Genomic DNA, 25,916 nt, shown 5'->3' with positions numbered 1-25,916 from the left:
ACTGAGTTTCTTGATTTAAGGAGCTTGCCATGTCTGCTCATCCCTTTGCTGCATTGACGCCTGATTTAGTTTTAGATGCGGTTGAAAGTCTAGGTTTTTTAAGTGACGCCCGAGTGCTGGCTTTAAACAGCTACGAAAACCGTGTTTACCAAGTTGGAATTGAAGATAAAGCGCCGTTAATCGCTAAGTTTTATCGTCCTGAACGTTGGACTAATGCGCAAATCTTGGAGGAGCATGCTTTTTCTTTTGAGCTGGCTGAGTGTGAGGTGCCGCTAGTTGCCCCCATGCAGCATAATGGCCAAAGTTTGTTTGAGCATGCCGGCTTTCGCTTTGCTTTATTTGAGCGGCGCGGTGGTCGAGCACCAGAACCGGGCAATTTAGATCAGCTGTATCGTTTAGGGCAGTTGCTTGGTCGCTTACATGCAGTCGGTGCTAATAAGCCTTTTCGCGAACGCCCAGAATTAAATGTGCAGAGTTATGGCCACGCTTCTTTTCAGCGCTTGTGCAGCGGTGAGCATGTGCCAAAAAGCTTACGTCCCGCTTGGGAGTCGGTGGCGCGTGATCTACTGCTCAAGGTTGAGGGTATGTTTGCTGAGCACCCGTATACACCGATTCGAGTGCACGGTGATTGTCATCCGGGCAATTTGCTGTGCCGCGATGAAAGTTTCTTTATGGTCGATCTTGATGACTGTCGCACTGGGCCAGCGATCCAAGATTTGTGGATGATGTTGGCTGGGGATTATCAGGAACGTTTGTCGCAGCTGTCTGAACTGGTGGATGGCTATCAAGAGTTTTATGATTTTACTCCGGGGCAATTACCATTAGTTGAAGGCTTACGGGCATTACGTTTGCTGCATTACAGTGCATGGCTGGCTCAGCGTTGGGATGATCCTGCTTTTCCACAAAGCTTTCCGTGGTTTGGTAGTGAGCGTTATTGGGGCGAGCAAATTTTGATTTTGCGTGAGCAGCGTGCGGCCTTAGATGAGCCTTATTTGCGGCTGTTTTAATTGCCGGCAAGACAGTCGCAAGGATGCGGACTAGAATGGTTTTAAATCTTTCGTTAGCTGGCTAACCAATATGAACTTTACCCCTAATCCACGCCGCGGCTATGTGCTGGGGCTTTTAGCCTACAGTATCTGGGGCTTGTTTCCGCTGTACTTCAAAACCCTCGATGGCACACCTGCGCAGGAAGTGATTGTGCACCGCGTGCTGTGGTCTGCGTTATTCAGTAGTGGTTTATTATTGATCTGGCGTCACCGCGGCTGGTGGTTAGAGCTGTATCACCACCCCAAACGCTTTATCTTTTTGGCCGCTTCGGGTGCTTTGATTGCCACTAACTGGCTGATTTATGTGTGGGCGGTGCACCATGACCGCATGGTTGAAGCGAGCTTAGGTTATTACATTAATCCGCTGGTTAATGTGTTGTTGGCGATGCTGTTTTTACGCGAGCGTTTACGCCGTTTGCAATGGTTGGCGATTGCACTTGCCGCGGTAGGTGTTGGCCTTCAGGTTTGGAGCTTGGGTAAGGTGCCGTGGATTTCTTTGGCGCTGGCTTGTTCATTTGGTTTTTATGGTTTGATTCGTAAGCAAGCACCAGTTGCTGCTTTACCGGGTCTGACTGTAGAAACCTGGTTGTTGGTGCCAGTGGCTTTGACATGGCTGTGGATAAGCCCACAAGCGAGCAGTATGCAAAGTGAGTTTTGGGGCAGTAGCGAGATGTTTTGGTTGGCTGCAGCAGGCCCTGTCACTTTGTTGCCACTGTTGTGCTTCAACGAGGCAGCTAAAAACTTACCTTATGCGTCATTAGCATTTTTACAGTACATCACACCAACGGTGTTGTTGTTATTGGCCGTACTGGTATTTAAAGAGCCCTTTGCAGCGCAGTCGTTTATTTTCTTTGGCTTTATTTGGGCGGCTTTGGCTGTGTATAGCTGGGATGCTGTGCGGGTTTTAAGAGGGCGAGGTAACGCATTGCCTGAAAAGTAATCAACAGGCTATAACCCTTATAAAACAATGCTTTGCGAAGAGTGCTAACAAGTTATCCACAGCCTCATCCAGCTTAACTGTGCACAGTTATAATGGCCTGGTTGTTTTCTGAGCACTGCTCGCAAAGAGCTGCTCAGCCTAGCCTTGGGCAATCTCTCCCCAAGTTGTCCACAGGCTTATAGTCACGCTGGGTGGATAACTCGTTTTACGCGTGTTGATAACTTTTGCCGGCGGGCAGAATTAGCGCAGCGATTGATAGAGTAGGAACGAGCCAAGGGACAGATAGATTAAGATAAAGCCATAAAAGCTAAATGGATTGTCATCTTTATAATAATAGTTGCTGCGTAAGCCGCGCGCCCCAGCAATCACTTTCCCACGCAACAAGCCCCAGAGTGCTACGGCAATAATCAGAGCTCCAAATAGCGTCAGTAGTCGTGGTGGCATGCTGGGTATCCAATAGCGCTGTTGATAAGTATTTGCGCAGCATTGTTAGGCCAGTCAGACGAGCTGTCAATTTTTTTATTGCACAAGAAATCAGGGCTGGACTGTGCTTATTGAGGTTTTTGCGCTCAAGTTAAAGGTATTTGTTGAAAACTTGTTTAAAAAGTAATCAACAGCCTGTAAGCCTTGCTGGCTGTGCTGTACAGCCAAGGGTAAACAGGTTATCCACAGCACCGTCCCATGGCTTTGTGCACAGTTTAAAACAGCTGTGTGTTTTTTGAACAGTGCTCTGTAAGCCTTGCTCTATATGGCCTAGCCTTTAGTCTCCCCAGCTTATCCACAGGCTCATGCACGTCCTCCGTGCATAACTTAATGAGTTGCGAAAATTTTTATGAAATGGGTGTGCATAAGTATGCCGTGCAGTGCTGCTTGGCGTTAGCTTGGCAGCGGTTAAAGTGGCTAAGTTCGCTTTTTATACAGTTAGGTTGCTTTTTTTAGTGTTTTTCTCAATGCACTTGCTCAATTGGTGTTGTGGATAAGCTAATGATGCTTATTGGCTGCTATAACTCAAAATAACTGATCAAAAAACAAACAGCTCGCTGTAAGCCTTGCTAGCCGTGCTGTATAGGCAAGGGTGAACAGGTTATCCACAGCACCGTCCCATGGCTTTGTGCACAGATTAAAAGTTCTGTACGTTTTTTGAACAATGCTCTGTAAGCTACGCCTGCCCTGCTCTTGCGCTGAGTCTCCCCAGCTTATCCACAGCACCATGCACCTAGCCAGTGGATAACATCCGCATAGCCTAATCTTGTGCACAGGCCCTACAATCAGACCAAGACAAGGTGGCTGTATGGCGCCTATTAACCTACGCACTAAGGAACATAAAAATATGCAGTCTTCGATTACGGCAATGGACTTTTCTGGCTTACCGGGCTGGCGCTTATGTTTTGGTCAAGCGCAGCTGGATATTGCTCAACAGGGCGGGCAGATTCTCAGTTATTTTCCCGATATCAATCAGCCGCCGCTGATTTGGCTCAGTGCTTGTGCTGAGTATCAGCATGGGCACAGCGTGCGCGGTGGCGTGCCGGTGTGTTGGCCATGGTTTGGCGATATCCAGCGCAACCCTGCAGCTGTACAGAAAATGACGACTAAGGATGCGCCTTTCCATGGTTTGGCGCGCACGCTGGATTGGCAACTTACCCACAGCAGTGCCGCTAATAATGGCGTGCAGTTAAGTTTGCAGTTGGTTGCTAGCCAAGATTTGCTCGGCTGGCCCCATGCGGCCACTGTGCAATTACAGATCGAATTGGCTGAACGTTTAACCATTCGTTTGCACAACCATAATCTTGGCAGTGAGCCGCTGGCGATCAGTCAGGCGCTGCACAGTTATTTTGCCGTCAGTGATATTCGTCAGACTCAGGTCGAAGGTTTAGCCGGCTGTACTTATTACGACACCCTTGAACAATGGCAGTTACGCGAACAAGAGGGAAATTTAAAGTTTAGCGGCGAAACCGACAGAATCTACCTGCAAGTGCCGGAGCATTTACAGATTATTGATTTAGGTTGGCAGCGGCGGATAGATTTGCGCAGCCAAGGCTCACACTCAGCCATTGTTTGGAACCCTTGGGTGGCTAAAGCACAAACGCTAAGTGGTTTTGCCAGTGATGCTTGGCAGCAGATGCTGTGTATTGAAAGCGCCAATGTGCTGGATGACCATCTGCTGCTGGCGCCAGGTGAGCAGCATTGTTTACAGTTGGAGTTAAGTACTAGTGCAGGTTTATGAGTCACCACATGACTAACTTTCTCAGCCAGTTTCGGGCGCATCTGTTAGGCTAAATCGTCCATTAACGGGAGCAAGCAATTGAGTTCAAATGATCATTGGATGCAACGTGATTTAGACGTGTTATGGCATCCTTGTACACAAATGAAAGACCATGAAACCTTACCCATCGTACCGATTCGTCGGGCTGAGGGCATTTGGTTAGAAGATTTTGATGGCCGCCGTTATTTAGATGCGGTGAGTTCGTGGTGGACCAATATTTTCGGTCACTGCAATCCACGGATTAATAATCGGATTAAACAGCAACTGGATCAGCTGGAGCATGTCATGCTGGCAGGCTTTACCCATGGTCCGGTGGTTGAGCTGTCGGAGCGTTTGGTGCAGATTACACCAGAGGGCCTAAACCGCGTATTTTATGCTGACAACGGTTCCTCTGGGATTGAAGTGGCGCTAAAAATGAGCCACCACTATTGGCTCAACCATGGCAAGCCAGAGAAAAAGCGCTTTGCCACCATCAGCAATGGTTATCACGGTGAGACCCTTGCCACCTTAGCGGTGGGTGATGTGGCCTTGTACACCGAAACCTATAAAGCCTTGCTGATGGACTGCATTAAAGTGCCCAGTCCCGACTGCTACCACCGTCCAGAAGGGGTGAGCTGGGCAGAGCATTCGCGCTTGATGTTTGAGCATATGCGCCAGACTCTGGAGCTGCATCACACTGAGCTTTCCGCGGTGATCTTGGAGCCTTTGGTGCAAGGTGCCGGCGGCATGCGCATGTACCATCCCATTTATTTAACCTTACTGCGTGAAGCCTGTGATCACTATGGTGTGCATCTGATTCTGGATGAAATCGCCATGGGCTTTGGCCGTACCGGTAGCATGTTTGCCTGTAACCAAGCCAATATCACCCCGGACTTTATGGTGCTCTCCAAAGCCCTAACCGGGGGTTATTTGCCCATGGCGGCAATAATGACCACCGATGATGTGTATCAGGCGTTTTATGATGAATACGACACCATGCGCGCCTTTCTGCACTCCCATACCTATACCGGTAACCCGTTGGCCTGTGCTGCAGCTTTGGCCACCTTGGATATCTTTGAGCAAGACAATGTGATTGAGAACAACAAGGTCTTAGCTCAGCATATGGCGGATGCCACTGAGCATCTGAAACAGCATGCCCATGTCGCCGAAGTGCGCCAGACCGGTATGGTGCTGGCCATTGAGATGGTTAAAGATAAAGCCACTAAAGAGCCCTTTGCTTGGCAAGAGCGCCGCGGCTTAAAAGTCTATGAGCATGCCATGGCCAAAGGTGCACTGCTGCGGCCATTGGGCAATGTGGTGTACTTTATTCCGCCGTATGTGATCACCCCTGAACAAATTCACTGGTTGGCTGAAGTGGCCACCGAAGGGATTGATCTGGCTACTCGGGATTAACCGCTAGACGCTTAATAAAAAACCACGCACCATAGCGTGGTTTTTTTAATGGCTGGAGTTAACACATGTCGCTACCGCGTTTTTTCGTTGCTGCGCCCTTGGCGTTAGGTGTACATGACTTGCCTGAAGCGCAAGCGCACTATTTAAGCCGCGTGCTGCGTTTAACTGCAGGTGCGCCAGTGCAGCTATTTGATGGGAGCGGCCAGGAGTATATTGGCCAGCTGACTCAAGTGGGTAAAAAGTCGGTGCAGGTGGAGTTGCAGCAATGCATCGATGGTTTAGCCGAATCGTCTTTGCGCATTCATCTGGGGCAAGGTTTATCCCGTGGCGAGCGCATGGATTGGGCCATTCAAAAAGCCACTGAGTTGGGTGTGGCCGAGATTACCCCACTGTTTACTGAGCGCTGTGAAGTGCGCTTAAATCAAGAGCGGCTACAAAAGCGTCTAGAGCATTGGCAGCAGATCGCAATCAGCGCCTGTGAGCAGTGTGGGCGCTCTAAAGTGCCGTTAATTCATCCACCGCAGCAGCTCAAAGACTGGCAAGGCACTGTCGTAGCCGATTTGAAGTTGGTCTTGCATCCGGTGGCGCAGCCGTTAACAGAACATGCCACGCCCAACCGCTTAGCTTTTTTAATTGGTCCTGAAGGCGGCTTAAGCGAGGCAGAGGTTGCGCAAGCGGCGCAGCATGGTTTTCAACCGGCCCGCCTCGGCCCGCGAGTACTGCGTACCGAAACTGCACCTGTAGTGGCACTCAGTGTGGCGCAGCAGCTTTGGGGTGACTTTTAACAGAATCACGCTGCTCTGCCGCCTTTGTCGCCCACAAATGGACGGCTTGCAGTGTTTTGCAGATCTATTTGTCGGTCTATTGGTAGGTCTATTGGTAGGTCGACCTTTCAAGGTCAATAGATGCGTCCGGTGCTGATCATGCGCAGATTAGTGTGCTGCTCACACCACCCATAAATCAACGATTTACGCTGTCTTGCAGGCCAATCAGGCGATTATTCGTAAATAACTGCGCTGACTGGCCCTTTTCAAAAGGGCAATGCACTAAACTATGCGCTTATTATTTTCCTAGCGCGTTTTACCTTGATTATCAGAGGCCATTTGTGACTGCTGTATTGCACAATATATTATCGTCAGTAATCCCCATTTTATTGTTTTTAGTCGGCGGCTATGGTCTCGGTAAAGTACTGCCTAAAGCCTTTATTCACCACGCAGTAAAAACTATTACCCCAGTGGTGTGGATTATTTTATTTGTGATTGGCTTGGAGTCTGGCGAAGCCTTTAGTTCACTGGCCTCAGGTTTGAGTATTTTAAAGCATTCAGCGCTGTACGCTTTTACCATCAGTGCAGTGGTGTTTGCGTTGATTCTGCCGTTTAACCGCAAGCCCGCGACAGAGGATGATGAACCCAGTTCTTGGGCTGCGCTGTGGCATCCGATTAAAGAATGCTTAATTGCTTTTAGCTTAGTGTTGTTGGGCGCATTTTTTTACCGTCTACACTGGCATGAAAATCAGCTGGGCGCGGTGGTGTTTAATATTTCTTACTGGCTGTATGTGCTACTGCTGATGATTGGTTTGGATTTAGCTCAGGTCTCAATCAGCCGTTCTTGGTTGGCTCCGCGGGTGTTAGTGATTCCGGCGCTGGTGATGATTGGCTCGATGCTTGCTGGGGTGTTGCTCAGCTTTATGACTGGCGAAGAGTTGGCGGTGGCTTTGGCGCTCAGTACTGGCTTTGGTTGGTTTAGTTTGTCCGGTGCTTTGGCCGGGCAGTATTTAGGTGATGTCTACGGCAGTGTGGCGTTACTCAATGACTTAATGCGCGAGCTGATTGGGTTGACTGTGGTGTTTCTGTTGGGGCGCAATTATGCCAATAGCAGCATTGGTGTCTGCGCGGCAACTGCCATGGACACCACCCTGCCGTTTGTGCGCAAAGCCTGTAATTATGAGTATGTGCCCACGGCGATTATCAGCGGCTTAATTCTTACCGTGGCTGCGCCGTTCTTTATGTTGTTCTTTTTAAGCTTCGCTAGCGTCTCTTAGGGCGCCTGCTGATCGTTTGCGGGTAAGGCAAGCTTAGCCGTTAAACTATCGGTCAGCAGTTCAGTAAAGGCCTTAACGGGCATGGGGCGGCCTAACCAGTAGCCTTGTCCGAGCTTACAATTCTGCTCTTGTAAAAAGAGCATTTGTTCAGCGGTTTCTATACCTTCAGCTTGTACTTCAAGACCAATGCTAGCGCCTAGGGCTAAGATAGCGCGGACAATCGCGATATCTTCGGGGTCTGTGGGTAAATTGCTAATAAAGCTTTGATCAATTTTTAGCTTATGCACAGGCAAAGACTTTAACCGCGACAAGGATGAGTAGCCGGTGCCAAAATCATCAATGGCTAAGCTCACGCCTAAGGAGCGTAGCTCTTTTAGAATCGCATCAGCATTTTTGGGGTTTTCCATGACAGCGCTTTCGGTCACTTCAATTTCTAAGTACTGTGCTGCTACTTTGCTATCTTGCAGAACTTGAGCAACTATTTCCGGTAGTGCGGGCTTAGAGGATAAGGAGCGGCTGGAAATATTAACCGCAATAAACTGCATGTGCAGTCCTTGCTCTTGCCAGATGCGCATTTGCTGACAGGAGTGTTGCAGTACCCACTGGTCAATGGCTTTGATTAAGCCGCTCTCTTCAGCAATGGGAATAAACTCATTGGGTGGTATTAAGCCGCGCTCAGGGTGTTCCCAACGTATTAAGGCTTCACAACCCACCAGCTTTTGTTCTGCCATGGCATAGACCGGCTGGTAGTAGAGTTGCAGTCCGGTGCCTTCTATCGCTTGGCGCAGCTCGCTAGCAATGCGAATCCGCTGGAACGCATGAGCCGTGAGTTCGCTTGAGTAAAAAGCGAAGGTTTCACGACCGCTGGCTTTAGCTTTGCTTAGGGCTGAGTCGGCATTGCGCATGATTTCTTCTACGCTGCTACCGGCACTAGGGAATAGACAAATACCAACGCTGCCAGTAATAAATAACTGTTGGCCATTGATGATAAAAGGTTCTTTGCTAGCTTGTAGAAGTCTTTGAGCTATTACTGCTGCTTCCCCAGGGGTATTAGCCGTTTCGCAAATCACCACAAACTCATCGCCGCCTATACGTGCCAAGGAGCATTTATTACCTAGGCTCTGGCTAATGCGTTGCGCCACTGCTTGTAACAGTTGATCGCCCAAGCTATGCCCTAAGCTTTCATTGATATTTTTAAAGTGATCCAAGTCGATTAAAAATATCGAACTATCTTTCTGCCCTACAATAGCGTTTTGTAAGGATTTTTTGAGTAGCTCATGTAACTGCGAGCGATTAGCTAAACCGGTGAGAGGATCGTAATGTGACAGATAATTCAGTTCGGTTTGAGAATTTCTTAGAACTGAAATGTCTGAGAATACGGCAACATTATGGGAGATAAAGCCGTTTTCATCACGGATCAAGCGAATGGTTTGGTATTGCGGGAGGATTTCACCGCTTTTACGGCGATTCCAGATCTCACCGCTCCACTGGTTAGTTGACTCTAGGGTAGTCCATAAGATTTTGTAAAACTCTGGACTGTGGCGACCGGATTTAAACATGCGCGGTGTTTGCCCAAGTACTTCATCGGCGCTGTAACCGGTAATTTTACTGAAGGCTGGGTTGATATGCACAATTGTATTGGTGTGGTCGGTAATCAAGATGCCTTCATGGCTCGATGCAAATACAGCATTGGCTTGTTGCAAACGCTCTTCGGTGCTGCGCTGCTCAGTAATATCTTGGGCAATACCAATAAAACGTGTGGCTTGGCCAGCTGAGTTCCTTAGTAAGCGACCACGGGAGCGGATCCAGCGAGGGGTGTTGTCTTTGTGCAGCATGCGGTAGGTGCTGTCATAGCTGCCTTCGCCTTCAGCGATAAAATTCATTACTGAAAGATAAATGCGCTCACGCTCTTCGGCGAGTAAGCGACTTTGCCAAGCCTGCTGGTTGTTACCAAATTCTTCTTGGCTGTAGCCTAAATTAGCGCAGTAGGTGGTGGAGAAGAACACTTCTTGTTGCTCATTTAGACTCCAGTCCCAAAGGGCTATTTGGGCTGCGTCCAAAGCTAGCTTGATGCGCTCTTGATCAACTTTAAGACTATCTTGATCGTGAGATTTTTGCTTGCTACTGCTTAACAAAGCTAGGCCCCAATACAACAAAGAAAATACACCGAAACTGGCTATGCCCAGCAGTTGTAACGGGGTTGTCGAGGCTGAATCAGGAGCAAGGCCAGGAGAGAAAAAATAGCTACCCAGCAACCCGCCTATTACCAGCACTGCATAGGTTAAAAAAAACTTTAATAGGGTGTGCTCTGATTTCATTTGGGTAGCAAACTCAAAACGAGAGGGTATTCACATTGTATAGGGTTTCGCTGCTAAGCAAGATGAAAATAAGTTGAAATACAACTTTATGGCGGGTGCCAGTTGTTCGGCAAAAAAAAAGCTCATTCGTTTTGAATGAGCTTCTTAAATATGGTGCCCGGAGACGGAATCGAACCGCCGACACGAGGATTTTCAATCCTCTGCTCTACCGACTGAGCTATCCGGGCCAACGGGGCGTAATTAAATAGATTTTAACCCCTGCTGTCAAGCCTGTTGTTGAAAATAGTTTTATTCGCTTGGTGGAACATAGCCTTCAGCTTGCGCAAATTCTTCGCCGGCGAAGAATTTATCCATTTCCGCCATGATGAATTTACGGTCATCAGCATCCATCATATTGAGGTGGCGTTCGTTAATTAGCATGGTCTGATGGGTTTGCCACTCATCCCAAGCCTGTTGTGAAATGTTGTTGTAAATATCTTCGCCTTTGCTGCCAGGGAATGGCGCACGGGCTAAACCGGCGAGTTCTTTGTGGTGTTTACGACACATAACCATACGAGTCATCTTAAATCTCCTGTTGCAACTGAATAAGTGCGCGCTCAAGCAACTCCTTAACGGGAGCTGCTAAACCTAAGCGCGGAGGGTTGGCTGAGTTATACCAGAGCCAATTGTGTTCGGCCACGACCGGTGCTGCATTGCTGTGTACATGAATGAGCCATGGTTCAATGTCCAAGTGGAAGTGGCTAAAGGTATGCCGTAGCGGTGCTAGTGGTTGTTGCTGCTGGGTGTGCAGTTGATATTGCTGTAACAGCGGCTCAAGAAGATCAATGCTGTCCAGCTCTGGCAGGCTCCATAAACCACCCCAGATGCCCGTAGCGGGACGCTCCTGCAGAAGTATAGCGTTATCTTGGTTAACCAACAGAGGCATCGCTACGCACCTTACCGGCAGCTTTTTGCGTGGGCGGGGAACCGGAATCCGGTGCTGTTGCTCATTGGCATAAGCTAAGCAGCCGCTGCGCACAGGGCAGCGCGGACAGTCAGGCTGTTTGCGGGTACAGAGTGTGGCACCTAAATCCATCATAGCTTGGGTGTAATGGGCAACGTCCTGTTGCGGCGTGAGTTGTTCTGATAATTGCCATAGACGCTTACTGGCTTGGCTGGCACCGGGGTATTCGCCCTCGGCGCTGTAGCGCGCTAAGACACGCTTGACGTTGCCATCCAAAATAGGTGCACGCAAGCCCATGCTTAAGCTGGCTATAGCGCCGGCGGTCGAAGGCCCAATGCCGGGCAAAGTAGCCAAGGCTGCAGCGCTGCGGGGAAACTCACCGTCATAATCGTGACAAATGAACTGAGCGGTTTTATGTAAATTGCGCGCTCGCGTGTAATAACCTAGGCCGGTCCATAAATGCAGGACTTCATCCAGTGGCGCAGCAGCTAAGGCTTGGACATTGGGCAGGGCGTGCATAAAACGGGTGAAGTAGTCGATGACGGTGCTGACTTGGGTTTGTTGCAACATAATTTCCGAAACCCAAACGCGGTAGGGCGAAACAGCTTGCTGCCAGGGCAAGTTCTTACGTCCATGCTCGGCGTACCAAGCGACTACCGCGGGGCCAAAGGCTGCAGGGTTCATCGGTTCAATAACCCTTTAATGGCGTCTTTGAGTTCAGGACGAACCTTACCACCGAGTTTTTCATCCAGCTTTTCGTGGAGTTTCTCGGTGATTTTTTCGCCGGCACGGCTGGCCGCAGCTTTAGCTAAAGCATCTTGATCAATGCGGCAGGCTTTTGCGCCAAGCTCCAGCGGACCGCGGCAGCGTACTGGCCACTCTAAACCGGCAAAGTTTTTATTCACTTGGCAGGCAGGGTCAGCCTGAGGCTGGGTGTCGCCCTCAATTAAGATGCCTAAGTGGTAATCTAAACTGAGTACACGCAAGTTTATATCGCCTTGGCCTTTAACGCTTAAACCGGGAATGGCGACCCGTAAGTTTTGATTATTAGCTACGCCATTACGGATTTTTAAGGTGCCGCGCAAATCATTAAATGGCGTGTCTTTGCTGCCTGTGGCTGGAGCCAGTTGTTTGCGGTTTAACGTGGCAATACCAATGCACAGTTGGCGTTCAAGGTTAGCGTCAAGCAAAACACCTTGGTGTAGAGCAAAGTCCAATGTGCCATTAAGGTGATCAACCCAAGCTTGTTCGCTGTTGCCTTGGCTGCGTAAATCCATGTTGCTATCTAGCAAGCCAGTCATGGTGACTTCTTGACCAAGGGTTTGGGTGATTTTCTCAATAGGGATATTGTTGATATTGAGCTTCGCGGTTAATTGCGGCTGTGGCGTTGTCGTATTGAGGCTGGCGCTGCTCTTAAACTCGCCGTTAAACAAGTTACCTTGCAGGTTGTTTAAGGTGATGACCCCCTCTTTAGCCAGTAATTTGAGCTGGGCTTGAAGGATGGGGAATTTGCTGATGGTGAGTTCATTAAAGGTTAGAGCCACATCAGCATTAACCTTACCCAGTTGCTCCATGGGCAATAAATCAGCTGAGCTCCAAGCCGATTTTGACGGAGCTTGCGGTAGATCAGTGCTGCCGCTGCTGCCAGCTTGTTGAGTTTGCTGCTTAACTTCAGCTTGACGCTCTGTGCTTGCTGCTTTTTCAGCCGCGGGCAAGTAACGGTCGGCATCCAGTTGATCACCCTTGAGATGGGCGTAGAGCGTGCTGTTAGTAAAATCTTTAATACCAGCGCTGCCGGAGAGTGCAGTTTGGTCAAAACTCAAAGCCAGCTCATCGAGCAGTAAGCTGTTGTGAGTGCCGTTGAGACGGGTGCTGAGCTCAAAATGGCTGAGGGCTTTTTTGTCCGCCATGGCTGGTAATTCAATGCCAACCCCACTGAGAAACTCGTGCAAATTGACTGGAGCAATGGAGAATGCGCCAGTGAGTTTTGCTGCTGTATTTAATTCGGCAACTTGCAGCTCACCCAGGGCTTTGAGCTGGTTCACAGACAGACGGAGATTATCCCAGCGTGCCACCTGTGCGCTTTGGTCATAGAGTAAATTACCCCGTGCCGTGAAGTTCGCTGTTTTCCCATTGAGCGGTTCCCCAGCCACTTCACCAGAAAGCTTTAAGCTGTCTAGGGCGAAGCGTTGTAAGCCTTGGTCAATACTGGCTTTAGTGGTGAGTTCGATGCGGGCCCGTAACAGGGGTTTGCTGTTGCCGAAAAAGCCAGAGAACTTTAGCGCAATAGGTTCTGCATCACGAATGGCTCCGGTGGTGAGTTGCACACTTTCTAAGTTGAACTGTTGGCCGCTTTGCTCGTCGTGAAAGTCAATGCGCGCGCCATTAACAATTAAGCTGTTGATATCCAGCTTTAGTGGTTTGCTGGCACGACCGGGCTGCTGTGCCTTGGGAGAGGATTCAGAACTGCTGGCTGTTTGTTGTTCAGCGCTTGTTGTTTGCTCGCTAGTGCTGGGTTGGCCGATATGCTCCCAGTTGCCTTGGCCTTGCGCATTGCGGTGTAGGGTCAAGTTTAAACCGTCAATGCGGATGTCACTCATTTGGATTTCTTTGCGCAGCAATGGCATTACTTGCACTGATAAACCCAGCAAACGCAAATCAGCAAAAGGGTCATCGGGGGTGTCGGCGCTGGCGATTTTGGCATCAGTGATTTCGATACCCAGCCATGGAAATAGACTCCAGCCAATATCACCGTTGAGCTCCAACTCAAGGTTGGCATGCTCGCGGGCGAGTTGGCGGATTTCTTCTTTATAGTCGTTTGGGTCAAAAAAATGGGTCAGGGCAAATCCTGCGGCCACTACTATCAGTAATACGCCAAGCAGGAGTAGACCGATAAGCTTGCTAAAAGATTTCACGAGCTGTTTCCTCTTTTAAAATAAATGGTATTGCTCACAGTGTAGAGCAGGATGCTGTGCAAAACAGGCGAGCCTGCGCTGTTAACCTGTCAGTACAATGGCCAGTGACTTGTTTTGCGCGATCTGTTGGAGCTCTATTTGGTCTTGCGCAATACTTACTTGCAAAGTTGCTTGTGCTTCTGTGGCTAAACGAGTTGCTTCTTCTAAAACTCGGCGGGCAACGCCACGCTTGCGTGTTAAAGCACGGACACATAAGTGTGAAAGCGTCCAAGTGCCAGGCTGCTTATCCAGCAAGGCAGCACCCAGTAAACGGCTATTAAAGCGCGCAGTAACCAAGCTGTTGCTGGCTAAACCATGCTCGATGAGAGCAGCTGCATCCGCGTAAGGGGTGAGCAGCCAGGCGGGTGCATCGGCGTAGATTTTTTCAAGGTCAGCCAAGTCTTGCGCGCTAGGCTGTTCAGCGCTTTCAAAGTAAACAGGCATTACAAAAACTCCTAAACTGAACTGTAAGTGTAACGCTCAAAAACGTCTATCGGTAGCGGTCATACACGTTGCAGGCCTATAATGGGTAACTAATGAGTTAACTCGGCCGTATCATGCGGCTTTTAGCGGTGGAGTAAATCATGACCGAACGTAAGGTTTCAGTAGAGCGTAATACCCTTGAGACACAAATTAAGGCTACGATTAATTTGGATGGAACTGGTGAGGGGCGTTTTGCCATTGGTGTGCCTTTTATGGAGCACATGTTGGATCAGGTTGCGCGCCATGGTTTGATTGATATCGATGTAGAGTGCATCGGTGACACCCATATTGATGATCACCACACCGTTGAGGATGTGGGCATTACCATTGGCCAAGCTTTTGCAAAAGCTGTGGGTGATAAGCGCGGTTTACGTCGCTATGGCCACTCTTATGTCCCTATGGATGAGGCATTATCCCGTGTTGCCCTAGATTTCTCAGGCCGTCCAGGCTTGCAAATGAATGTGCCTTACTCCCGCGCTTTAGTGGGCGGCTTTGATGTGGACTTATTCCAAGAGTTCTTCCAAGGTTTTGTTAACCATGCCCAAGTGACTTTGCATATTGATAACTTGCGCGGCACCAACACTCACCACCAGATTGAAACTGTATTTAAGGCCTTTGGCCGCGCCCTGCGTATGGCGGTGGAAGTGGACCCACGCATGGAAGGACGTATGCCTTCTACTAAGGGTAGCCTGTGATGCAAACCATCGCCGTAATTGATTACGGGATGGGTAATTTACATTCTGTGGGCAAAGCACTGCAGCATGTGGCTGCGGCGCGGGTGCAAATCACCAGTGATCCACAAGTGATTCGTGATGCGGACCGTATTGTGCTGCCCGGTGTGGGCGCAATACGTGATTGCATGGCTGAGATGCAGCGCCATGACCTGCTCGATGTGATTCGTGAAGTCAGCAGCGACCGACCTTTTCTCGGCATTTGTGTGGGTATGCAAGCATTGCTTGAGCGCAGTGAAGAGAATGGTGGGGTTACTGGTCTAGGCTTGTTTGCTGGGCAGGTGCGTGCTTTTGGTACTGAGTTAGCGGCCGGTGCTGAGCATTTAAAAGTCCCGCATATGGGCTGGAATCAAGTTACGCAAAGCTTACCGCATCCAATGTGGCACGGGATTCCCGATTTAGCGCGTTTTTACTTTGTCCACAGCTACTATGTACAAGCTGATAATCCGCGGCAGGTGGCCGGTAGCTGCCAGTATGGCGTTGAGTTTGCTGCTGCTTTGGCTGATGGTGCGCGTTTTGCAGTGCAATTTCACCCAGAAAAAAGCGATACTCACGGCTTACAACTATTACAGAACTTTGTAGCTTGGGATGGGCGCTGGTAGCGCTTGATTCTGAGTTGATTTATTGACTTAACTTTTAGGCAGGCTGATTTAATGCTGATTATTCCCGCGATTGATTTAAAAGATGGTGCGTGTGTTCGACTGCGCCAAGGGCGTATGGAAGATTCTACTGTTTTTTCAAACGATCCAGTGGAAATGGCTGCAAAGTGGGTAGAGGCGGGTTGCCGTCGTTTGCACTTAGTGGATCTTAATGGCGCTTTTGCTGGTGAGCCAGTCAACGGTGACGTAGTTAAGGCCATTGCGGCGCGCTACCCTGATCTGCCGATTCAAATTGGCGGTGGTATTCGTAATCTGGAAACTATCGAGCACTATGTGCGCGCCGGTGTTAGCTATGTGATTATTGGTACCAAAGCGGTGAAAGAGCCTGAGTTTGTTGCAGAGGCCTGTAAAGCCTTCCCCGGTAAAGTGATTGTTGGTTTAGATGCGCGCGATGGTTTTGTTGCCACCGATGGTTGGGCTGAAACCAGCGAGCTACAAGTGGTGGATCTGGCTAAGCGTTTTGAAGCTGATGGCGTATCAGCCATTGTGTATACCGATATTGCCAAAGACGGCATGATGCAGGGCTGTAACGTGGAAGCGACAGCGGCCTTATCCCGCGCCACCAGCATTCCTGTGATTGCTTCAGGCGGTATTCATAATCTAGGTGATGTGCAGTCGCTATTGAATGCCCGTGCGCCAGGTATTGTCGGGGCGATTACCGGCCGCGCGATTTATGAAGGCACCTTAGATATTGCTGAAGCCCAAGCCCTGTGCGATAGCTTCAAATAATCCTTAATAAAAAGCCCTTTTAAACAAGGGCTTTTTTTATCACAATACAACAATTTAATTGACTCTGTGGAGAGCTGCATGACGCTCGCGAAACGTATCATTCCTTGCCTTGATGTTGAAAATGGCCGCGTGGTAAAAGGCGTAAAATTTGAGAATATTCGCGATGCTGGCGATCCGGTAGAAATTGCCCGCCGTTACAGCGAGCAAGGTGCTGATGAGCTGACCTTTCTGGATATTACGGCCACCGTAGAAGGGCGCGACACCATGCTGCAGACAGTTGAGCGCATGGCCAGCCAGATCTTTATCCCGCTGACTGTGGGTGGTGGTGTGCGCACGGTCAACGATATTCGTAACTTGCTCAATGCCGGTGCCGATAAAGTCTCGATCAACTCCGCTGCGGTATTTACGCCAGAGTTTGTCCGCGAAGCAGCCGAGCATTTTGGCTCACAGTCAATTGTGGTAGCCATTGATGCTAAACAGGTATCTGCAGTGGGCGAGCCGCCACGCTGGGAAATCTTTACCCATGGCGGACGTAAACCCACTGGCATTGATGCGGTTGAGTGGGCGAAAAAAATGGAAAGCTATGGTGCCGGTGAGATTTTACTGACCAGCATGGATCAAGATGGGATGAAAAACGGTTTTGATCTAGGTGTGACTCGCGCTGTCAGTGAAGCGGTTAATATTCCTATTATTGCCTCGGGTGGCGTCGGTAACTTACAGCATTTGGCCGACGGTATTGTATTGGGTAAAGCCGATGCTGTCTTAGCTGCAAGTATTTTTCACTTTGGTGAATACACTATCCAAGAAGCCAAAGAGTATTTGGCCAGCCAAGGTATTGTGGTACGCGAAAATCTATAATAAGAGTTAACTTTAGGGGACAACATGTTTAAGTTTAGAGCCAGCTTCGTGCTGGCTGCTTTGTTATATTCGGCAGTAAGCTGGGCGGCAGAGCCCGCTCACAAAGTGCATTTGCTGACTGAGAATTTTCCTCCATACAATATGGAAAAAGAAGGCAAGAATTTTGGTCGAGATGAAAATATTGAAGGCATTGCGACAGATATAGTGCGTGAAATGTTTCACCGAGCAGGTATTGAATACACTTTGACGTTACGTTTTCCATGGGAGCGCGTGTATAAGCAGGTCTTAGAGAAAGCTGATGTTGGCGTGTTTGTCATGTCACGCTCGCCTGAGCGCGAAGAGTTGTTTCAATGGGTTGGCCCAATTGGCCCTGATGACTGGGTGTTTTTAGCTCGCAGTGACAGTCCTATTACGTTGCAGTCATTGGATGAAGCAGGTCGCTATAAAGTGGGTTCATACCGTGGTGATGTGATCACTGAACATCTGCAAAAGCATGCCATTGAGCCGATAACAGCGTTACGTGATCAAGAAAATGCTGGAAAGCTTATGCGCGGCGAGATTGACTTATGGGCTACTGGCGACCCTGCTGGGCGTTATTTGGCTGCGCTGGAAGGTGTGCATAATCTAAAAACGGTGTCGCGCTTTAACCGTGCAGATTTGTACCTTGCTCTCAATAAGGATATTGATGATGCCGTGGTTATACAGCTGCAAGAAGCGCTGGATGCCATGCGTGAACAGGGCGAGTTGGAGCAGTATTTTAATAAGTACTTCTAAGTCTTCAGTAGCGGCATGTTGGCAGTGCCGCTACTGAATGGCAGGGTTTAAGGTGCTTTTTGGCCTTGTAACACGTTTACCCCTTTCAGCAGGTTGATAGCCTGATTAATTTGATAATCCTCATCTTGTAAGCGTGGCGTTTGCTGTTTATCGGTCTTCGCGCGCTTGTCCGCGGCAGCATTGCCATTGCCTAAGTGACCGGCTAAGTCTGCCTCTTTTACTCCCAGCGTGTGTTCTTCCTGGCTGATTTTCGCCCGCTCTACAGTGATGTCTGGAACAATGCCTTGTGCCTGAATGGAGCGACCACTGGGGGTGTAATACAGCGCTGTGGTGAGCTTTAATGCCCGATCATTATTGAGGGGTAAAACCGTCTGCACTGAGCCTTTACCAAAGGTGTCTGTGCCCATGACTACGGCGCGTTTATGATCTTGTAAGGCTCCAGCAACAATCTCCGATGCCGAAGCGCTACCGCCGTTAATGAGCACCACTAAAGGTACATCATCACTGGCGTTAGCTGCTGTGGCAGAAAAACGTAGCTCAGCATTGGCGATGCGCCCTTTGGTATAGACGATGAGTCCAGAGCTGATGAAATGGTCGGTGACCTCTACCGCCGCTTGCAAGACGCCACCGGGATTGTTGCGCAAGTCTAGAATCAAGCCTTTCAGCGCTTGGCCTTTGTTGTCTTTTTTCAGTTTAGCTAAAGCCTTGGCAACTTCTGCACCGGTATTGACTTGGAACTGGCTGATGCGGATCAAGCCGTAACCGTCTTCCAGGAGCTGACTTTTTACGCTAGTACTTTTGATGATGGCGCGCTTGAGGGTTACGTCAAAAGGCTTGCGGCCATCGCGGGCGATGGTTAAACGGATGCTGGTGCCGGGCTTCCCGCGCATTTGCTCTACCGCTTTCATTAATGACATGCCTTTGGTGGGCTGATCATTAATCTTGATAATTAAGTCTTGGGCTTCTAGGCCAGCAGCGGCAGCCGGAGAGTCATCAATGGGTGCGATGACTTGCAAAATACCATCTTCTAAGCCCACTTCAATGCCTAGGCCGCCGAACTCACCGCTGGTGCTTTCTTGCAGCTCACGAAAAGCATCAGGCTCTAAATAGCTAGAGTGGGGGTCTAAATTGCTGAGCATGCCTTTAATGGCATTTTCAAATAAAGTCTTATCGTCAATGGGTTCAACATAGGCAGTTTTAATGCGCTCTAGAACTTCCGCAAAAGTGCGCAGATCATTGAGGGGTAAAGTTTCTGCCGGTGCCTCAGTGAGGGCGGTGGGGCTGGGTGCTGCATTGGCACCAGAACTAATCAGACCCAATACCAGCAAAGTGCTTAATACCGTTGAGGCTAAACGTGTTTTAGTAAAGGGCATGATGATGTAACTCCTAGAGAATGTTGGCATTCCAATTAGCCTTGTGTACGACACCACTGCGTAGGATCTGCAGGCTTGCCTTGTTGGCGTATAGCAAAGTAGAGCGCTGCTTGATCCTGACCACCCGTGTTGCCAACCGTTGAAATGACTTGACCGGTTTGCACAATATCGCCGGGGCTGCTCAATAAGCTTTGATTATGCCCGTAGAGGCTTAGATAGCCGTCGCCATGATCAATAATCACTAATAACCCTGCGCCACGTAGCCAGTCGGCAAATACTACACGACCTGAATGGATTGCGCGTACTTGTGTGCCCGGTTGCGAGCTGATGAGCACTCCGTCCCACTTGCTGCGGGTGTCGCCGCGAGCGCTACCAAAACGGGCAATCAAGCGACCATTCACTGGCCAAGGCAGTTTACCGCGCACACTAGAAAAGGGGCCGCCTTGATGAATAACTGCAGTGGAGACCATAGGGCTTTGCGGCTGCTTGCCAGCACTGACGGTGGGTTGTTTATCCAGTAGTTGCTCGGCTTGTTGGCGTTGTTGCTCGGCCAGCAGTTGTTGACGCTTGCGCTCGGCCTCGGCTTCGCGCGCTTGTCGAGCCAGAGTTGCCTCAATGGTTTGTAAGACCTTATTCAGTTCAGACTGATCTGCTTTGCGGCTTTTTAGTGACTGGCTTTCTTTGCGTTGTTGCTGACTAAGGCTGGCCACTTTTTGCTGGCGCTGTTTGCGCAGTTCAGTTAGGGATTCTTGCTTGCTGAGTAAGCGGGTTTGCTGTTGGGCAAGTTTGTTTTGTTGCGCAGTGATTTGGCTGGAAATATTATTCAGTTGGCGCAGGGTTTCGTTAAAAGCATTGATTTGCTGCTGACGCGCTTTGCCAATGTATTGGTAGTAGGTCAGGTTGCGCGAAAATTTTTCGGGTTGCTGCTGATTTAGCAGCAAGCGTAGGGGTTCTTGCTGGCCGGACTGATAAGCAGCACGGGCCTGAATAGCGATTAACTTTTGTTGCTCAAGGCGTGAACTCTGGAGTTTTTTTTTCTGTTCATCCAGTTCTTTCAGTTCTTGCTCGGTTTTTTTTTCCTCTTGCTGCAGCTCTTTGACTTGTTTTTCTAAGTCGCCGATTTCCACTTCAGTCTTTTTTAATGCTTGCTCAGCACTGGATTTTTCTTGCTGGATTTTTTTTACCAGTTTTTCTAACTCGGCAATGTCTTTAGCGGCTTGGGCCAGCTCTTGCTTGGTTTGCGCACGCTGCTCGTTGGCCAGACTAAAAGTGGCGACACAGCTGAGGATAAGAATGAAAATTGTGCGTAGCATAACGTCGGGTGACCTGAGCAATACAAAAGGTGATTATGCCTAATAATGATGCAGCACGCAGCATACTAAAGCAGATGGTAAGCCCTTGCCTGATTGCTTATGAGTGCTCAGGCAAGGGCGGTGTCGTTTAGCTCAGCTCGACAATGCTACGCCCGGTCATTTCTGCTGGCACAGGCAAGCCCATTAAGGTCAGCATAGTCGGAGCCACATCAGCTAACACGCCATTGGCGCGGATACTGGCTGGTCGTTTACCCACGTAAATAAAGGGTACTGGCTCACAGGTGTGGGCGGTGTGTGCCTGGCCTGTACTTTCGTCTTCCATTTGTTCTACGTTGCCATGGTCTGCGGTAATTAAGGCTTCGCCGCCTACTTGATCCAGTGCCTTGACAATGCGGCCTAAGCAGCTATCTAAACACTCTACCGCTTGGACTGCTGCAGAGAAAACGCCAGTGTGACCGACCATATCACCATTGGCGTAGTTCACGACAATAACGTCGTAACGTTGCTGCTCGATGGCTTCGACAATCCGGTCAGTGACTTCAGGAGCGCTCATTTCTGGTTGTAGGTCATAGGTGGCAACATTGGGTGAAGGAATTAAAATGCGCTCCTCACCAGGGAAAGGCTCTTCACGGCCGCCAGAGAAGAAAAATGTCACATGGGCGTATTTTTCGGTTTCGGCAATGCGCAGTTGAGTTTTGCCTTGATCGGCCAGGTATTCACCCAGCACATTGACTAAAGCGGTTGGTGCAAAGGCGCTGGGGGCAGGTAAATTAGCAGCGTATTGGGTGAGCATGACAAACTCACTGAGCTGTGGTCGACGCTTGCGGTTAAAGCCAGAAAATTCATCATCTAAGAAAGCATGACTCAGTTCCCGTGCGCGGTCGGCGCGGAAGTTCATGAAAATCACACTGTCACCATCAGCAATGCTGACCGGCTCACCAATGCTGGTGGATTGTACGAACTCATCTGATTCATCGCGGGCATAGGCTGCAGCTAATGCAGCACTTGCGGTATTGGCCTGGAAAGTTGCTTGACCATCGACAATCAGTTGCCAAGCTTTTTCAACTCGATCCCAGCGGTTGTCCCGGTCCATGGCGTAGTAGCGACCAATTAGGCTGGCAATACGGCCTTTGCCCAGTTTACTGCAGGCAGCTTCAATGGCTTCAAGTGAAGGTTTTGCGCTGCGCGGAGGGGTATCACGGCCATCTAAAAAGGCGTGCAGATAGATCTTGTCTGCCCCCCGTTGTGCCGCTAGCTCAAGCATGGCAATGAGGTGATCTTGGTGGCTGTGTACGCCGCCTTCAGACAATAAACCCAGTATATGCACAGCTTTGCCCTGCTCTGCGGCTTGGTCAACTGCTTTAGTTAAGGCAGGGTTAGTGAAAAAGTCGCCATCGTCAATTGCTTTAGTAATACGGGTGAAGTCTTGATACACCACGCGGCCTGCGCCAAGGTTCATATGGCCAACTTCTGAGTTACCCATTTGCCCATCGGGCAAACCAACATCCATGCCGCTGCCAGAAATCAGCCCATGGGGGTACTCGGCGCGGAGCTGGTCATAGACTGGAGTGGTGGCGCTGTAAATGGCGTTATAGTCAGGGCTGTCGCTATGACCAAAACCGTCGAGAATAACTAAAACCAATGGTTTGGGCGTGGTATCCATAAGAGTAAACTCGCAAGTAAGTAACAAAATATAGGTTAAGTTTAGCTGGATGTACTCGGTACGTCATTGTTAGTAGTTCAGAGAATGCACAGGTCTGTGTATACTTTGCTGATTCTAATGCTTTGAGTACCCATTATGCTTACTGATACGCTGGCCAAATTCCTTGAGTTTATTACTGTGCACTATATGCTCAGTGGTGCTTTTTTAATCATCGTGGTGCTGTTGATTGTGCAGCAGTCGCGCAATTCAGGGCGAAACTTAAGCTCCCGTGAGTTGACCGCGATGGTCAATCGTGATGAGGCTTTTATTCTGGATATTCGACCGAAAAAAGACTTTGTTGCTGGGCATATTGTTGGCTCAGAAAATATCAGCAGCGATCAACTAAAAACGCGTATGGCTGATTTGGAAAAGTATAAAGATAAAACCATTATTGTTGTGTGTGCTTCTGGTGTAAATGCTGGTAGCGCTTGTTCTGAATTAAAGAAAGCAGGTTTTAACGCTGCACGCTTATCTGGTGGTATTACCGGTTGGCGCAGTGAAAACCTGCCTGTGGTGAAATAATATGGCTAAAGTAGTTATCTATTGCAGTGATTGGTGTCCTTTCTGTGTTCGAGCAAAAACTTTGCTGAGCAATAAAGGCGTGGCTTTTGAAGAAATTAAAGTAGACGGTAAGCCAGCTGTACGAGCGCAAATGGCAGAAAAAGCCAAGCGCACGTCGGTTCCACAAATTTGGATTGATGAGCTTCATGTGGGTGGCTGTGATGAGCTCTTTGCGCTTGAGCGAGCAGGTAAACTGGACGCTTTGCTAGCCGGCTAGGGCTAGGCAACTCGGCAAGGTTACTGTACAAACAGGCCTAGCTTACTGGCTGAGTATTTAATCTATATATTTAAGGTTGAGGGGCAACACAGATATGACCGAACAAAATAATAATGCAGCTGCGCAAGAAGAAACCACACAGTTTGCTTTACAGCGTATTTACGTTAAAGACTTGTCTTTTGAAGCACCAAAAAGCCCAGAGATTTTCCGTGAAGACTGGAGCCCTAATATTGAGCTGGACCTGAGCACCAGCCAGCGCGTCTTAGACGGTGAGTTTCATGAGGTGGTATTAACTGTCACAGTGACAGCTAAATCAGGTGAGGATATTGCTTTTATTGCTGAAGTTCAGCAGGCTGGTATTTTCTTGATCCAAGGTTTGGATGCCGGTTCTAAAGGCCATGCGCTGGGTGCTTTCTGCCCAAGCTTGCTCTTCCCATATGCACGGGAGACTTTAGACAGCCTAGTGGTTCGTGGCTCCTTCCCAGCCTTGATGTTAGCACCCGTTAACTTTGATGCGCTTTATGCGCAAGAGTTACAGCGCATGCAAGCCAGTGCTGAAGCCCAAGCTTAATTAGCTGCGGCAACCAGTATAAAGCTCTTGCGCAGCTGGCCGATAAGTCCGGCATGCGCAAGATCAGTTCAAACCAGAATATAGGGGTGTCAATGAGTAAAGTCAGTGTTTTAGTCGTTGATGATGCCTCATTTATTCGCGATTTAATTAAGAAAGGTCTACGCAGCCATTTCCCTGGTATCCAGATTGATGAAGCAGTAAACGGCCGTAAAGCCCAACAAATGCTTGGCGTGCAAAAGTTTGATCTGGTTTTGTGCGATTGGGAAATGCCAGAAATGAGCGGCTTAGAATTGCTGACCTGGTTTCGGCAGCAGTCTGAGTTTAAAGCGACGCCATTTATCATGGTAACCAGCCGCGGCGATAAAGATAATGTTGTGCAAGCAATCCAGTCTGGAGTGAGTGATTACATTGGTAAGCCTTTCACTCAAGAGCAATTAAGCACTAAAGTCACTAAAGCTCTATCGCGCAGTGGTCGCTTAGCTGCTTTGAGTGCCTCGGCCCCCAATAAGCACTTAAGCACAGGCGTGGCCAATGATTCATTGTCTGCTTTAACTGCCCATCAGGCACCCGCAGTGCCAACACCAACCGCAGCGGCCAAAGCGCCTGCCAGCTCGCCTTTATTAGCGCCTGCAGCACCGGTAGCAGCTGCGGCTTCGTCTAGTGGTGCTTTGCGCGGTCAAGGACAGGCTCGATTACGGCTGTCCAATGGTGAGTTTGCTTGCGTGATTAAAGCCTTAAGCCTTAAAGAAGCATTACTGGTGGTGAAACGCAGCGATAATCTGCCGCAAGTGCTGGATAGTGCTGTGCTGGATTTAGAGCAAGGTGAAGAGGCAGAAATCGCTCGTCTTAATGCTTATGTGCATAGCGTCAGTGCTTTAGAAGCACGTCCAGACAGTGAGTGGTTACAAATAGCCTGCCGTTTTGTTGATAGCGATCCGAAAAAACTCGATTATCTATCTCGGCTGATTGCGCGAGGAACAGCGCAGCGGCATTTCAGTCCTAGTGCCTAGTTAGGTCAATACGCAGAAATTCGCCGCATATTTAGTATTCTAGGCCAACCGGGTCACATCTTTGTTTATTGCATTCGAACTCTGTGATAAGTATTGCTATGTTGCTGGGCTAATTAGGTTCAGGTCTCTGTGCTATGAGCAAAAAACTCCTTTTTTTAACATGGCTGCTGCTAAGTGGCTACAGCCATGCCTTTACGGTGTACAAATACACCGATGAAAATGGTGTGGTCACTTATACCGACAAGGCCAAGGCTGGTGCGCAGGTTTTTGTTTTTAATGACCGCATGGTTGAGCGTATCGAAGATGACGTAAAACTTGAAACCCTGAAGCATGCTGCCGGTGAAACGCTCTTAGTGCACAATAATTTGTATGCACCAGTGGAGATTGAGCTGACATTAGAGGAGCAAGCTAATTTGGCCGGTGGTTTTAAGCAGCCGGTACGCTGGGTTTTGCCACCGCGCAGCCATATCCGCCTGCTTACTTTAGCGCCAAAAGATTCTGCACAGCCGTTGCAATACAAACCTAAATTACGCCATGCCCTAGGCGACCCACGACTTTTACCGACAACCAGTAAATACCCATTGCCGTGGCGCGGCGGGCCATTTCGTTTAACCCAAGGACCGAACGGAAAGTACAGTCACTTCACGCCCAAGGGACGTTACGCATTGGACATTGCGATGCCTGAAGGAACGCCAATTGTGGCCGCGCGGGCCGGTGTGGTGGTGAAAACAGAGAACCAGCAAACTGGACGAGGTACTAACCCGGCGGGCAATTTTGTCCGTATTTTGCATGATGACGGCACCATGGGTGTCTATCTGCATCTGCAAAGAGGTTCAGTTAGCGTTGTCGAGGGACAGCGTGTGGCCCAAGGCTCATTGTTGGCCCGCTCAGGTAATACCGGTAATAGCACTGGCCCGCATTTACACTTTGTGGTGCAACGCAACGTAGGTTTAGCAGTAGAGTCGATTCCGTTTGACTTTAATCAGCCGGTTAACAGCTTGCCGCATTTTGCGGTGGGCGGTGAGTGACTCTGGCAGG

At 49.2% G+C, this 25,916-nt stretch carries 25 protein-coding genes and 1 tRNA gene; 16 read left to right on the top strand and 10 right to left on the bottom strand.

Going from position 1 to position 25,916, the window contains the following annotated elements; all coding sequences use genetic code 11:
- Window positions 1–29: 29 nt before the first annotated feature.
- Window positions 30–1,007, top strand: a complete 978-nt coding sequence (locus O6P33_RS01705; protein WP_269818530.1) for a serine/threonine protein kinase — start codon at window positions 30–32, stop codon at window positions 1,005–1,007.
- A gap of 70 nt (window positions 1,008–1,077) precedes the next feature.
- Window positions 1,078–1,986: an EamA family transporter RarD gene (gene rarD, locus O6P33_RS01700; RefSeq protein ID WP_269818529.1), complete on the top strand. Its 909-nt coding sequence runs from the start codon at window positions 1,078–1,080 to the stop codon at window positions 1,984–1,986.
- A 240-nt stretch (window positions 1,987–2,226) separates the two neighbouring features.
- Here rarD and O6P33_RS01695 read toward each other — a convergent pair whose 3' ends face one another.
- Complete coding sequence (locus O6P33_RS01695; RefSeq protein WP_269818528.1) at window positions 2,227–2,430, bottom strand: hypothetical protein; 204 nt, start codon at window positions 2,428–2,430, stop codon at window positions 2,227–2,229.
- A gap of 886 nt (window positions 2,431–3,316) precedes the next feature.
- On the opposite strand from O6P33_RS01695, the gene O6P33_RS01690 reads away from it, so the two are divergent.
- From O6P33_RS01690 to O6P33_RS01675, 4 genes are all read left to right on the top strand, one after another.
- A complete protein-coding gene (locus tag O6P33_RS01690; RefSeq protein WP_269818527.1) occupies window positions 3,317–4,210 on the top strand; it encodes a D-hexose-6-phosphate mutarotase in 894 nt (297 codons plus the stop codon).
- 78 nt (window positions 4,211–4,288) lie between these two features.
- The gene (locus O6P33_RS01685; RefSeq protein WP_269818526.1) at window positions 4,289–5,641 is read left to right on the top strand and encodes an adenosylmethionine--8-amino-7-oxononanoate transaminase; all 1,353 of its coding nucleotides are present in this window, start codon (window positions 4,289–4,291) and stop codon (window positions 5,639–5,641) included.
- A gap of 65 nt (window positions 5,642–5,706) precedes the next feature.
- Window positions 5,707–6,426: a 16S rRNA (uracil(1498)-N(3))-methyltransferase gene (locus tag O6P33_RS01680; protein WP_269818525.1), complete on the top strand. Its 720-nt coding sequence runs from the start codon at window positions 5,707–5,709 to the stop codon at window positions 6,424–6,426.
- A 320-nt stretch (window positions 6,427–6,746) separates the two neighbouring features.
- Window positions 6,747–7,682 (top strand): lysine exporter LysO family protein, encoded by a 936-nt coding sequence (locus O6P33_RS01675; RefSeq protein WP_269818524.1) that lies wholly within the window; start codon window positions 6,747–6,749, stop codon window positions 7,680–7,682.
- Here O6P33_RS01675 and O6P33_RS01670 read toward each other — a convergent pair.
- The 6 genes from O6P33_RS01670 to O6P33_RS01645 form a co-directional block, all read right to left on the bottom strand.
- A complete protein-coding gene (locus O6P33_RS01670; RefSeq protein WP_269818523.1) occupies window positions 7,679–10,000 on the bottom strand; it encodes a putative bifunctional diguanylate cyclase/phosphodiesterase in 2,322 nt (773 codons plus the stop codon). The genes O6P33_RS01675 and O6P33_RS01670 overlap by 4 nt on opposite strands.
- A 151-nt stretch (window positions 10,001–10,151) precedes the next feature.
- Window positions 10,152–10,227 (bottom strand) — tRNA-Phe (locus O6P33_RS01665).
- A gap of 61 nt (window positions 10,228–10,288) precedes the next feature.
- Window positions 10,289–10,561 (bottom strand): oxidative damage protection protein, encoded by a 273-nt coding sequence (locus O6P33_RS01660; protein WP_269818522.1) that lies wholly within the window; start codon window positions 10,559–10,561, stop codon window positions 10,289–10,291.
- A gap of 1 nt (window position 10,562) precedes the next feature.
- Window positions 10,563–11,627 carry an A/G-specific adenine glycosylase gene (mutY, locus tag O6P33_RS01655; RefSeq protein ID WP_269818521.1) on the bottom strand — a complete coding sequence of 355 codons (1,065 nt, stop codon included), beginning with the start codon at window positions 11,625–11,627 and terminating at the stop codon, window positions 10,563–10,565.
- A complete protein-coding gene (locus tag O6P33_RS01650) occupies window positions 11,624–13,858 on the bottom strand; it encodes an AsmA family protein (protein ID WP_269818520.1) in 2,235 nt (744 codons plus the stop codon). Before O6P33_RS01650 ends, mutY begins: the two co-directional genes overlap by 4 nt.
- An 81-nt stretch (window positions 13,859–13,939) precedes the next feature.
- Entirely contained in the window at window positions 13,940–14,341 is a 402-nt protein-coding gene (locus O6P33_RS01645; protein ID WP_269818519.1) for an acetyl-CoA sensor PanZ family protein, read from the bottom strand.
- 140 nt (window positions 14,342–14,481) lie between these two features.
- Here O6P33_RS01645 and hisB point away from each other — a divergent pair, with 140 nt between their 5' ends.
- The 5 genes from hisB to O6P33_RS01620 all read left to right on the top strand — a co-directional run bounded on the left by hisB (window position 14,482) and on the right by O6P33_RS01620 (window position 18,131).
- Entirely contained in the window at window positions 14,482–15,075 is a 594-nt protein-coding gene (gene hisB / locus O6P33_RS01640; protein WP_269818518.1) for an imidazoleglycerol-phosphate dehydratase HisB, read from the top strand.
- Window positions 15,075–15,713 carry an imidazole glycerol phosphate synthase subunit HisH gene (gene hisH / locus O6P33_RS01635; protein ID WP_269818517.1) on the top strand — a complete coding sequence of 213 codons (639 nt, stop codon included), beginning with the start codon at window positions 15,075–15,077 and terminating at the stop codon, window positions 15,711–15,713. Before hisB ends, hisH begins: the two co-directional genes overlap by 1 nt.
- 51 nt (window positions 15,714–15,764) lie before the next feature.
- Entirely contained in the window at window positions 15,765–16,499 is a 735-nt protein-coding gene (hisA, locus tag O6P33_RS01630) for a 1-(5-phosphoribosyl)-5-[(5-phosphoribosylamino)methylideneamino]imidazole-4-carboxamide isomerase (RefSeq protein ID WP_269818516.1), read from the top strand.
- Between the two features lie 78 nt (window positions 16,500–16,577).
- Window positions 16,578–17,357 carry an imidazole glycerol phosphate synthase subunit HisF gene (gene hisF / locus O6P33_RS01625; protein ID WP_269818515.1) on the top strand — a complete coding sequence of 260 codons (780 nt, stop codon included), beginning with the start codon at window positions 16,578–16,580 and terminating at the stop codon, window positions 17,355–17,357.
- 24 nt (window positions 17,358–17,381) lie between these two features.
- Window positions 17,382–18,131 carry a substrate-binding periplasmic protein gene (locus tag O6P33_RS01620; protein ID WP_269818514.1) on the top strand — a complete coding sequence of 250 codons (750 nt, stop codon included), beginning with the start codon at window positions 17,382–17,384 and terminating at the stop codon, window positions 18,129–18,131.
- Between the two features lie 47 nt (window positions 18,132–18,178).
- Here the strand turns inward: O6P33_RS01620 and O6P33_RS01615 are convergent, their stop codons facing one another.
- The 3 genes from O6P33_RS01615 to gpmI form a co-directional block, all read right to left on the bottom strand.
- Window positions 18,179–19,504: a S41 family peptidase gene (locus O6P33_RS01615; protein ID WP_269818513.1), complete on the bottom strand. Its 1,326-nt coding sequence runs from the start codon at window positions 19,502–19,504 to the stop codon at window positions 18,179–18,181.
- Between the two features lie 35 nt (window positions 19,505–19,539).
- On the bottom strand, window positions 19,540–20,817 hold the full coding sequence (locus tag O6P33_RS01610) for a murein hydrolase activator EnvC family protein (RefSeq protein WP_269818512.1): 1,278 nt from the start codon (window positions 20,815–20,817) through the stop codon (window positions 19,540–19,542).
- 127 nt (window positions 20,818–20,944) lie between these two features.
- Window positions 20,945–22,480: a 2,3-bisphosphoglycerate-independent phosphoglycerate mutase gene (gene gpmI, locus O6P33_RS01605; protein WP_269818511.1), complete on the bottom strand. Its 1,536-nt coding sequence runs from the start codon at window positions 22,478–22,480 to the stop codon at window positions 20,945–20,947.
- A gap of 135 nt (window positions 22,481–22,615) precedes the next feature.
- Here gpmI and O6P33_RS01600 point away from each other — a divergent pair, with 135 nt between their 5' ends.
- The 5 genes from O6P33_RS01600 to O6P33_RS01580 all read left to right on the top strand — a co-directional run bounded on the left by O6P33_RS01600 (window position 22,616) and on the right by O6P33_RS01580 (window position 25,906).
- Window positions 22,616–23,041, top strand: a complete 426-nt coding sequence (locus O6P33_RS01600; RefSeq protein WP_269818510.1) for a rhodanese-like domain-containing protein — start codon at window positions 22,616–22,618, stop codon at window positions 23,039–23,041.
- Window position 23,042: 1 nt separating this feature from the next.
- Window positions 23,043–23,297 carry a glutaredoxin 3 gene (gene grxC, locus O6P33_RS01595; protein ID WP_269818509.1) on the top strand — a complete coding sequence of 85 codons (255 nt, stop codon included), beginning with the start codon at window positions 23,043–23,045 and terminating at the stop codon, window positions 23,295–23,297.
- Between the two features lie 94 nt (window positions 23,298–23,391).
- On the top strand, window positions 23,392–23,868 hold the full coding sequence (gene secB, locus O6P33_RS01590; protein WP_269818508.1) for a protein-export chaperone SecB: 477 nt from the start codon (window positions 23,392–23,394) through the stop codon (window positions 23,866–23,868).
- Window positions 23,869–23,960: 92 nt separating this feature from the next.
- Window positions 23,961–24,878, top strand: a complete 918-nt coding sequence (locus O6P33_RS01585; protein WP_269818507.1) for a response regulator — start codon at window positions 23,961–23,963, stop codon at window positions 24,876–24,878.
- 134 nt (window positions 24,879–25,012) lie between these two features.
- On the top strand, window positions 25,013–25,906 hold the full coding sequence (locus tag O6P33_RS01580; protein WP_269818506.1) for a peptidoglycan DD-metalloendopeptidase family protein: 894 nt from the start codon (window positions 25,013–25,015) through the stop codon (window positions 25,904–25,906).
- Window positions 25,907–25,916: the final 10 nt, after the last annotated feature.

It is taken from the genome of Denitrificimonas caeni, assembly GCF_027498055.1.
In the GTDB taxonomy this organism is placed as follows: domain Bacteria; phylum Pseudomonadota; class Gammaproteobacteria; order Pseudomonadales; family Pseudomonadaceae; genus Denitrificimonas.
Note: the sequence above shows the minus strand (reverse complement) of the source record. Positions and strands in the feature narration are given on the sequence as shown.